Annotated in this window: 4 protein-coding genes and 1 pseudogene; all 5 read left to right on the forward strand. The window is 70.3% G+C overall.

Annotated features, from left to right (window positions below):
* On the forward strand, positions 1-593 hold a 593-nt coding region (locus AC2VOR_RS15455), incomplete at its 5' end, for a hypothetical protein (RefSeq protein WP_486964071.1).
* A gap of 12 nt (positions 594-605) precedes the next feature.
* Positions 606-1,573: pseudogene (locus tag AC2VOR_RS15460) on the forward strand (TIGR03564 family F420-dependent LLM class oxidoreductase).
* 59 nt (positions 1,574-1,632) lie between these two features.
* Positions 1,633-2,046 carry a DUF6632 domain-containing protein gene (locus AC2VOR_RS15465; protein WP_486964072.1) on the forward strand — a complete coding sequence of 138 codons (414 nt, stop codon included), beginning with the start codon at positions 1,633-1,635 and terminating at the stop codon, positions 2,044-2,046.
* A 90-nt stretch (positions 2,047-2,136) separates the two neighbouring features.
* Positions 2,137-2,304: a hypothetical protein gene (locus AC2VOR_RS15470; protein WP_369738348.1), complete on the forward strand. Its 168-nt coding sequence runs from the start codon at positions 2,137-2,139 to the stop codon at positions 2,302-2,304.
* 63 nt (positions 2,305-2,367) lie between these two features.
* On the forward strand, positions 2,368-3,075 hold a 708-nt coding region (locus AC2VOR_RS15475; RefSeq protein WP_486964073.1), incomplete at its 3' end, for a VldE C-terminal domain-containing protein.

Consider the following 3,075-nt stretch of genomic DNA (forward strand, 5'->3'; position numbering starts at 1 on the left):
CCGAACAACACCGGCTCGGTGCGGTGCGGGCGTCGCTGCGGCTGGTGTCCACTCCGCAGTGCCGCAACGCGCGGGCGTTCGGCACCGAGCGGTTCGACCCCGTCGACCACGTGATGTCGTATTTCTTCACCGACCCTGGCGGACTGGCTGGGTTCAACCAACTTTCGGCGGCACTGGGTGGCGCCGGGCGCAAGCTGGCGCTGTTGCCCCCCGTCGAGCGCGGCGTCTACGACGTGCGCGCCACGGCGGCCGCACCGCGGGTCAAAGTCGGGGCCGACGTGCTGCCGTGGTGGCCGGCCCGCGGCGTGTACGTGCTGCTGGAAAAGGACGCGCCGGCGCCGACGGACCTGGTCGGCGTGGACGGTGTCGCCGGCGTGTGGTCGGCGGCCTCGCAGGCCGTCGACGCGAGCCTGGCCGGCGCCCCTGCGGGACAGACCCTTTCGTACTGCTTCCTCGACGAGGACCCGATCGTCGCCGCGGGCAGGCTGCGGCCCGCGCTGGAGCAGCGCTGGGCCGACGGCACCGCCACACCGCTGTTCGCCGCCCCGTTCCACGTCGTCGTGGCGCACGAATGGGACCGCCATGTCCCGTGAGCGGGCGATGCCGTGAGGATCGGTGTGATGGTGGGCTCGGACAAGGAGCGCACCCGCGCGCAGCGGCTGACCGGGCTGCTCGAGGACGGAAGGGCCGCCGAAGCGGACGGATTCGCCTCGTTCTGGTTGCCGCAGGTGCCCGGCTACCTCGACGCGCGATGACGGCCGTCGCGTTGCTCGGGCAGGTCACCGACCGCATCGAGATCGGCACCGCGGTCGTGCCCATCCAGACCCGGCACCCGCTCACCATGGCGCAGCAGGCACTGACCACGCAGGCCGCGTGCGCAGGGCGGTTCACGCTGGGCATCGGCCCGTCACACCATTGGATCGTCGCCGACCAGCTGGGGTTGCCCTACGAGCGGCCCGCCCGTCTGGTCGGCGACTACCTCGACGTGCTGGACGCGGCGTTGGCCGGTCCCGGTGCGGTGTCCGTCGACAACGCCACCTACCACGTGCACAGCCCGGTGGACGTCACCGACGCCCCGGTCCCGGTGCTGCTGGCCGCGCTCGGCCCGGCGATGCTGCGCATCGCCGGGGAACGCGCCGGCGGCACCATTCTGTGGATGGCCGACGAACGCGCGATCGGCGACTACGTCGTCCCCCGTATCACAGCGGCGGCAACGACTCTCGGCCGCAGCGGGATTCGGGTGGTGGCCGGAGTCCCGGTAGCGCTGTGCCGCCCCGGCGAGGTCGAGCAGGCCCGCGCCCATGCCAGCGAGGTGCTCGGCCACGCGGACTTCTCCCCCAACTACGTGCGACTGCTCGAGCACGGCGACGCCGCCGACGTCGGCGACACGATGGCCGCCGGCGACGAAGCGGCCATCCTCGCCAGGTTGCGCCGGTACCGCGACGCCGGCGTCACCGATCTCGCCGCCCGGGTGGTGCCGCTGGGTGACAACGCCCAGACCCGGAGCGAGTCGCGCCGCCGCACACAGCAATTGCTGGCCGCCGTAGCCGCGGAATTCGTCGCCGGAGCATAGCTGCGCGGCGGTGGGAAGGCGCATAATGACAAGCCATCAGCCACCGACAGGAGGCTACGATGGCAACGCCCTACAAACTCCTGCAACTGGCGCTTGTTTTCGTCGGCGCCGTCATGCTCCTGGTCTATCCCCTGGCGGTGGTCTGGCCGTCGGGCTGGATGTGGCACTCCGGAGCGCCGTACCGATCCGACTACTTCATGATGATCGTCGGCGTCTACGCCACCCTCGGGGTGTTCCTCATCAATGCCGCGCGCAGCCCGGAAAACAACCTCAGCCTGATCTGGTTCACGGTGTGGTCCAGCGGCGTGCACGCCGCGATCATGACGGTGCAATCCTTCGGCGACGGCCATCTGGGACACCTCTGGGGCGACGTAATGGCGCTGCTTCTCGTGGCCGTGGTCTTGGCGGTGCTCGTTCGGACATCGGGGATCAAACAGCCGCCCGCCGATCGGTCTCGGCTGGCGACGAGGTAACGCGGACCCGAAGTGGGCCCCGGGTTTCGGCACGCCCGATTCGGGCGATCCTGACCGGAAGTGTTCGTCGACCCGTCAAGGAGATCTCGCGTGGATCCGCAAGCCAACATCGACCCGCCGGAGGTACCCGAAGACGCCAGGAAGGCCACCGAGGAGCAGCGCCGGCTGCAGGACGAGCTGGAACACCAAGGCGAGGACCCGGACGCGCCGGGCCTGCACCAGTCCCATGAAGACGTCGCAGAGGAATCCCGGCGCTAGACACCCCGACGACAAACGGCAAAGCCTGCCCCACGCGTCGCACGGGACACTAAGCTGCTGACCGTGGGTACCGCCGTGCTGGCCAACGGCCGGGGCCGCTGGCTGGCGATCGCGGCCTCGGTGACCGTCTCGGCCGCCATGGTCTACGCCCAGACCACCGAGCACCGGTGCTGCGTGGGACACCCGACCGTCGCCGAAACCGCGCCACCCGGCGCCCCGCAGATCGCCCGCCCCCCGGACGTGCCGCAGATGTCCGCTCCCGCGGACGGGCCGCGGATCGCCACCCCCGCGGAGGTGCAGTCGTTGGCGGCCAACGCGCCCACCGCCCCCACCTCAGCCCAGAACTTTCTGGTCGCGCTGCCTCCCAGCGTGGCGCCGGAGCATGGGTTGCAGGTCAAGACCATCTGGGCGGCGCGTGCCATCGGCGTGCTCTTCCCGGAGATCAAGACGATCGGCGGGTACCGGCAGGACGCCCTGAAATGGCACCCCAACGGATTGGCGATCGACGTGATGATCCCGAACTACCACAGCCCGGAGGGGATCGCGCTCGGCAACCAGATCGCCGGCTATGCCCTCGCGAACGCCAAACGCTGGGGCATCAACCACGTGATCTGGCGCCAGCGGCTCTACCCGGGCATCGGCGCGGGCAGCTGGACGGCGGACTACGGCAACGAGACCCTCAACCACTACGACCACGTTCACATCGCCACCAATGGGGGCGGCTACCCCACCGGGCACGAGATCTACTACATCGCGGCGATGAGCCCGCAG

This window comes from Mycobacterium sp. TH-M103 (genome assembly GCF_057473785.1).

Coding starts and splice junctions, on each gene's coding strand:
- AC2VOR_RS15465 (WP_486964072.1), top strand. CDS start 1,633: ATGGCAACGCCCTACAAACTCCTGCAACTGGCGCTTGTTTTCGTCGGC.